The 5,975-nt window shown below is 43.0% G+C and carries 5 protein-coding genes; 4 read left to right on the forward strand and 1 reads right to left on the reverse strand.

Features of this window, described 5'->3' with window-relative positions:
• Positions 1–433: 433 nt before the first annotated feature.
• Positions 434–706, reverse strand: a complete 273-nt coding sequence (locus ACFE93_RS14300) for a hypothetical protein (RefSeq protein ID WP_375473914.1) — start codon at positions 704–706, stop codon at positions 434–436.
• Positions 707–1,466: 760 nt separating this feature from the next.
• On the opposite strand from ACFE93_RS14300, the gene ACFE93_RS14305 reads away from it, so the two are divergent.
• From ACFE93_RS14305 to ACFE93_RS14320, 4 genes are all read left to right on the forward strand, one after another.
• Positions 1,467–2,612: a PepSY-associated TM helix domain-containing protein gene (locus tag ACFE93_RS14305; protein ID WP_375473915.1), complete on the forward strand. Its 1,146-nt coding sequence runs from the start codon at positions 1,467–1,469 to the stop codon at positions 2,610–2,612.
• A 207-nt stretch (positions 2,613–2,819) separates the two neighbouring features.
• On the forward strand, positions 2,820–3,479 hold the full coding sequence (locus ACFE93_RS14310) for a hypothetical protein (protein WP_375473919.1): 660 nt from the start codon (positions 2,820–2,822) through the stop codon (positions 3,477–3,479).
• A 501-nt stretch (positions 3,480–3,980) separates the two neighbouring features.
• Complete coding sequence (locus ACFE93_RS14315; protein ID WP_375473916.1) at positions 3,981–4,445, forward strand: hypothetical protein; 465 nt, start codon at positions 3,981–3,983, stop codon at positions 4,443–4,445.
• 426 nt (positions 4,446–4,871) lie between these two features.
• On the forward strand, positions 4,872–5,747 hold the full coding sequence (locus ACFE93_RS14320; protein ID WP_375473917.1) for an MBL fold metallo-hydrolase: 876 nt from the start codon (positions 4,872–4,874) through the stop codon (positions 5,745–5,747).
• Positions 5,748–5,975 lie beyond the last annotated feature (228 nt).

Raw genomic sequence — 5,975 nt, forward strand, 5'->3', positions numbered from 1 at the left:
GGGTTTCAGGAATCTGGTGCGTTCGCCCTGCCCCGACAAAACAAGAAAATTTGGTAGCTCCCATTTAGGAGGGGTTTGAATCCAAGGCAAACATATCTAAATTACTCTTGATCGCAACCAACATTAAGAACCAACGAAAAAATAAGCATTTCTCTTTTGGTTTAGCTTTCAAGGCTCAAGGCGATGTATACGATGGGCTACACCTATGCTGAAATCTTTATCAATAGACAAACCTTAATGACATTGGTTAAGAGTTTATTGAGATATACTAATATTATCGACATGATAACTTCGCTCTCGGTTTGAATCCCCTTGCAAATCGAATCTCTTGCCTTCTCCAATGAGAGATTTTTGTAGTACTAACTTTGATGGACACCCAGGTTAATTTTTTTAGCACTGCGTGTCCTCTAGTTAGTCTAATTAACGGTTAATATCAGGTATGACTAAACAGAGCTAATTCTTCTGTGTAAGAGGGAACTGTTTCAACTTTAAGTTCCTGTTCCCTATCTGTTTTATATGGCTGTTCAACAGATAGACTTGTCGATTCTTCCTCAGGAACGTCCACGTTGACAACAGTAGTCGGTGCATTTGTCAAAAACTGAACTCCAGATGCAACTTCACGGTATGGACGATTGAGAAGGTAGTTCAACAATGCGTCACGTTGTTGCTCAGTGATGAGATATACCTTTTGTTTAACCTTTGTCATAAATTTCTACCTGTTGATCCTAATCAATTGAACTGGGTGGAGAAGTATAATCAAAATACCGTCTCTTCTGTGCAAAGTATTTCACAAATAAAAAGATGTTGTAATCAGTAAAATAACGTAGATTTTAAGAGGTTGTTTTAAAAGTTTCCAGTTAAGTAAAAAAGCTCTCAGGGCATAAGCTGTAGATACGTATATACAGCACCATTGAGAGCGATGAGTAAAGCATACTCTAGTAACCTGACCCAAAGTCAGTAGCTCGAAAACTTTTTTAAAACCCTTACCAATCGTTCATTCGAGTTGATAAACACAATTTGCCGCAATCCTTTTAGAGTCTGGTTTTTGAGGAACGAGCGTTGTTAGTGGGTTAAGAGTGGAGTGTAAGCGATCGCGATCTTCAGCCCCAAAACGTCGGCCCAAACCCTGATTATTTCGTGAACTTACAAAAGTTTTCGATCTACTGAATTTATTAAACTATCTTCTGTTGTTGCCAGAAAAACTGGAAAGCATAACTAAACTTCCAGAATTTGTTTGCACATCCCCACATCTGTGTCAATGTGTAAGTTCTGAAAGAATTAATTCTTAATTTAGCTTTAAAATATCGCCATCTGTTTTGCTGCTCCGTCACAAGGGCACAGGATTGAGTTGTTGACAATGCGTAAGTTCTGATAGAATTAATTCTCATTTAGCTTTAAAATATCGTAATCTGGTTTGCTAGCTCTGTGACAAGGGCACAGGATTAAGTTTTTGAGAAAGGTCTATCATGAATGCAAGAACGATTCGCAATACTGCATTTCACCTGCATCGCTGGCTCGGTTTAATCGGTGGCACTCTACTCTGCATCGCTGGATTGACGGGCAGTGTGCTGGTTTTCTGGCATGAAATTGATCGCATTGTTCTAGCACAACGGTTTGGTCGCATCATCCCCGCTAAAGAGCGAGTTTCAATTCACGCGATCGCAGATACCGTGAAAACCGCCTACGCCTCCAAAAACTTGACTCTCGGCGGCGTCAGCTTGCCAGAACACGCCGATCAGCCTTACCAGGTGTGGTTGAATGATGTGGCCGATCGCGTTTGGTATGTGTTTGTGAACCCATACACGGGGCAGGTAATGGGCGCTCGCCAGTGGGAAACCAGTTGGATCGGCAGCATTTATAGCCTGCATTACAACCTCTTAGCAGGCGATATAGGCGAATGGATCATGGGTATTGTTGCCCTTCTAACTCTGATCCTTAGCATCACGGGTATCATTCTCTGGCCTGGTTGGCGCAAATTGATTGCTGGATTCAAAATCAAATGGCAGAAGGCTCATATCAAACGCACGAATTTTGATATTCACAAAGTAGCAGGTATCATCACCGCCGTCTTTCTTGCCTTCATTGGCTTCACCGGTTTTGCCTGGAATATTCCTCAAGCAAAGGTGACTGATATCATTTATGCCGCCACCCTGACACCAAAACCCGCAGAGCCAGTTTCTAAACAGATTTCTCTTCAGCAACCCTTGGCGATCAAAGACCTGCTACAACGAGCCGATGCCGCTGTTCCCAATGCTACTACTACCTACGTTTCTTTTGCTAATAAACAGGAAGAACCATTTCAGGTGGGCAAAAAGCAGGCTCAGGAAACAGGTCAATATGGGAGAACGCAAGTCTATCTCGATCAATTCACAGGCAAGGTGATTCAGATTAATGATGGTGTTAAACCCTCCCGTGCCGAAGCCATTTTGAATCAGTTTGGCTCTGTGCATTTTGGCACCTTCGGTGGACGGCTGACGCAGGTTTTGTATGTGTTTGTGGGCCTGGCTCCTACCGTGCTGATGGTGACAGGTGTTGTAATGTGGTGGTATCGCCGTCGGGTGAAAGTGCCCACTCAACCAGAGGTCAACGTGGCAACTGAGGTGAAGTGGTAGGGAATTAGGCGATGCCTGCGGCAACCCGTACTACTTCGTAGAGGAAGCAAGCTACGCGTAGCCTCTCCTACAGGAGAAGCAGGAACGCACTTGTGCTTCGCACCTCGGTCAGGCGATTATGTAGAGATGCAAATTTTCTCATCTAAGCTAATCGTTTAGCAGGTAGGATTAGGAATTTACCTGATAAGACCCATCATCATCATGACTATGACTATTTCGCCAGAAGCCATGAATGACCTGTTCAATGAGGTTGAACCGACGAAACATCCAGACCCAGGTGATGCTTTAGATGTCATAACACAGTGTCCGCCGTTCTTTGCCCAAGGCTACTGGCGTAATATTCAGCTGCGGGATGGGTTGAAAATATCGCTCGGCAATATCCGAATGTGCGATCGCTTTCAAACGGATTACCCTGAAGGAAAAGCAGGCGGAGTAGAGTATCATTTTCACTTCTCTAGAGACTATCAGGATCGCGATCATTTCTGCGGAGACTATCAGGATCGCTACTATACCAATGGGGCAGGACAATACGGCATCTATGGCAGTGGGTTGTCTCCCAAAAACCTAGTGGATTTTTTGGAGTGCCAGCCTTATTTGGAGGTAGTGGTTTGGATGCGGGCAGATGTTTTGCGATCGTTTGTGGGTGATGCAGACGGACAACTGCCTGTAGCACTGCAACACCTGATTCGCTCAGTAGAGCAGGAGCTTTATAGCCGTGTTGGCACGGCAACCCCCGCCGTGCAGACGGCAGCGCTTAATTTCAAGAATTTGTTTGACGTTGACTATTTTGAATCTGCTGATCGCAGGGTAAATGTTTTTTATGGCGATCCGTTCACGGTGCAAGGAACGATTTCGTGGAAGTTTTAGGGTTTGTGCAGGAATGGAAGGGTGATAAAGTGATGGGTGAAGAGGGGATGAATCAGATAGAATGAGCAAACAAGTTGGAAGGATAAACTGATGATAATCACTGTAACTGAGCAAGAAGTGCTAATTCCCAAGCAACTTTTAAAAGTCGTTCAAGAAGTGGAAATTCGCAGCTAACAGGGAATCCTTTTTATTTTGCCAATTGTTGAGGGCGATCCGATCCTGCAATTAGGCAAAGAGCCGATTACCGATTTAATTGAAGACGCTTCAATCCATCACGATCGCTATCTCTATGCCAACCTGTAAGATTTTTCTCGATACCAGCTATCTTCTAATACTCGAACTGGCAAACGATCAAAATCATCAGGCAGCACAAGCCCATTGGCAGCAGGTAATTACTATTTCACCAGCACGGTTTTCAAAAGGAGCCAAAATAGTCTATTTTTCTTTTGTTACCATGATAAATGAGGGCAAGAAGCCTGACAATTGCATGGGTCAATTAACATGACACCTGAACGTGAACTAAGAGTCGAAATCGCAAGAAACATCATTGATGAATGTGAAGTTCTGTTTAGCGCCCAGGCGTGGAAGTTCTATCAGCACTCTGGTCGGGGTTATCTGTATCTTCACAAAGTCGTGAATATCCAGCATTCCGATGGCAACGACTTTTCAATCACAGAAAGTCCATCTGCGATCGGGAGTAAGGTTCATTATGTGGCGCAAAGAAGTGAACCCTGGAAGATGATGATGCTCTCGCAAGCGGCGAAACAACAGCCGATCGAATATGCACAGTTGTTTAATGTGATTGATACCTATAAGCCCAAGGAAGAGTATGTGGTAATAGTGGGGTTTAATTACGGCTCTGATGCCTCAGAAAACTGGTTTTTAAGACGACCAGAATTGCCGCCAATGAAAGCTTATACGGCGGTTCGCCATCGTCCGCAGGAATTTGGAGTAGATTCGCTCTAAGCGCGAAACAACTATTCAATATTCCCAAAACTAAATATCAACTTTCTTACTTCTCCACCTCAAAAAATAGGAAATCCTCTTTCTGGTGGATGATATTAAAAGTAATTGATCGTTTGGGATGCTCTCTAAGGGACTTGCAAAAAATAAATTATCCCAAATTATTTCTAGATTTGTAGGGGCGCAAGGTCTTGCGCCCCTACGTTCGCAAAGCGTTCCGCATGGATGGGATATTTTTTTAACTGGAAGTCCCTAAGCTGATGGTGTCTATGTTAAGTTTTCCATTTTCTGCTTACTGGGTTTCACGAGTCTTTATATTTTTGCGCAGATTTACTTCTAATGGTGTCTCCAGTCTTAGTCCGCTTTTGCTAGCTTAGTGATATAGAGTTTATCGCTCCCCAGTAAGCGGCTGGAAGCAAAAGGATTAATATGGCTCATTTAAATCAACGTCGCTCTCAAAATGTTAACGGCGATTTTTATGTAGATACTACCTGTATTGATTGTGATACCTGTCGCTGGATGACTCCTGAAGTGTTTTCTCGTGTCGATCAACAGTCGGTGGTTTATCATCAACCTACGAATAATACAGAAAGATTAGCAGCCCTTGAAGCACTTTTAGCTTGTCCTACTAGTTCTATTGGTACAGTTGAGAAACCAAAAGATATCAAAGTTGCTCAAGAAAAGTTTCCAATATTAGTAGCAGAAAATGTTTACCATTGCGGCTATCATTCTGAAAAATCTTATGGTGCTGCTAGCTATTTAATTCAGCTTCCAGAAGGTAATATTTTAGTGGATTCTCCCCGCTTTACGCCGCCTTTAGTCAAGCGTTTAGAGCAACTGGGTCCAATTCGTTATATGTACCTGACTCATAAGGATGATGTCGCAGATCATCAAAAGTTTGCTGAACATTTTCAGTGCGATCGCATCCTTCATACTGATGATATTACTGCCGATACTCGCAATGTAGAAATACAGCTAACTGGTTCTGAACCATTTACTTTGACTCCAGATTTATTAATTATCCCAGTTCCCGGTCACACTAAAGGACAAACTGTCCTACTTTATAAAAATAAGTTCCTCTTCACTGGCGATCATCTCGCTTGGTCAGAAAGCTTGCACCAACTGACTGCATTCCATGGTGCCTGCTGGTATTCTTGGTCAGAACAGACTAAATCAATGCGTAACTTGGCTAATTACTCTTTTGAGTGGGTACTACCAGGTCATGGGCGAAGGTTTCATGCTGATAGGGAAACCATGCGCCAGCAGATGCATAAGTGTATTGAGTTGATGGAATCTTTAAATTGACATTAAATAACTGACTTTTCTCACGCGATATGGAAAAACTTAACGCCCTTTCCGACGCAGAAAGGGGGAAAATTGAAAGTCTCTCTCCTTTTAGGCTACGGTGTACACATAAGTATGACCAGTGTAGGTTTCAATTCTAGTAGTTTCGTAGGGTGCGTTATGGACACGCCAAAATAACAAATGAGTCCGCCAAAATAACAAATGAGTTCGCCTAAATAACAAATGAGT

This window comes from uncultured Nostoc sp. (assembly GCF_964247315.1).
Classification (GTDB): domain Bacteria; phylum Cyanobacteriota; class Cyanobacteriia; order Cyanobacteriales; family Nostocaceae; genus Nostoc.

Coding starts and splice junctions, on each gene's coding strand:
- ACFE93_RS14300 (WP_375473914.1), bottom strand. CDS start 706: ATGACAAAGGTTAAACAAAAGGTATATCTCATCACTGAGCAACAACGT.
- ACFE93_RS14305 (WP_375473915.1), top strand. CDS start 1,467: ATGAATGCAAGAACGATTCGCAATACTGCATTTCACCTGCATCGCTGG.
- ACFE93_RS14310 (WP_375473919.1), top strand. CDS start 2,820: ATGACTATTTCGCCAGAAGCCATGAATGACCTGTTCAATGAGGTTGAA.
- ACFE93_RS14315 (WP_375473916.1), top strand. CDS start 3,981: ATGACACCTGAACGTGAACTAAGAGTCGAAATCGCAAGAAACATCATT.
- ACFE93_RS14320 (WP_375473917.1), top strand. CDS start 4,872: ATGGCTCATTTAAATCAACGTCGCTCTCAAAATGTTAACGGCGATTTT.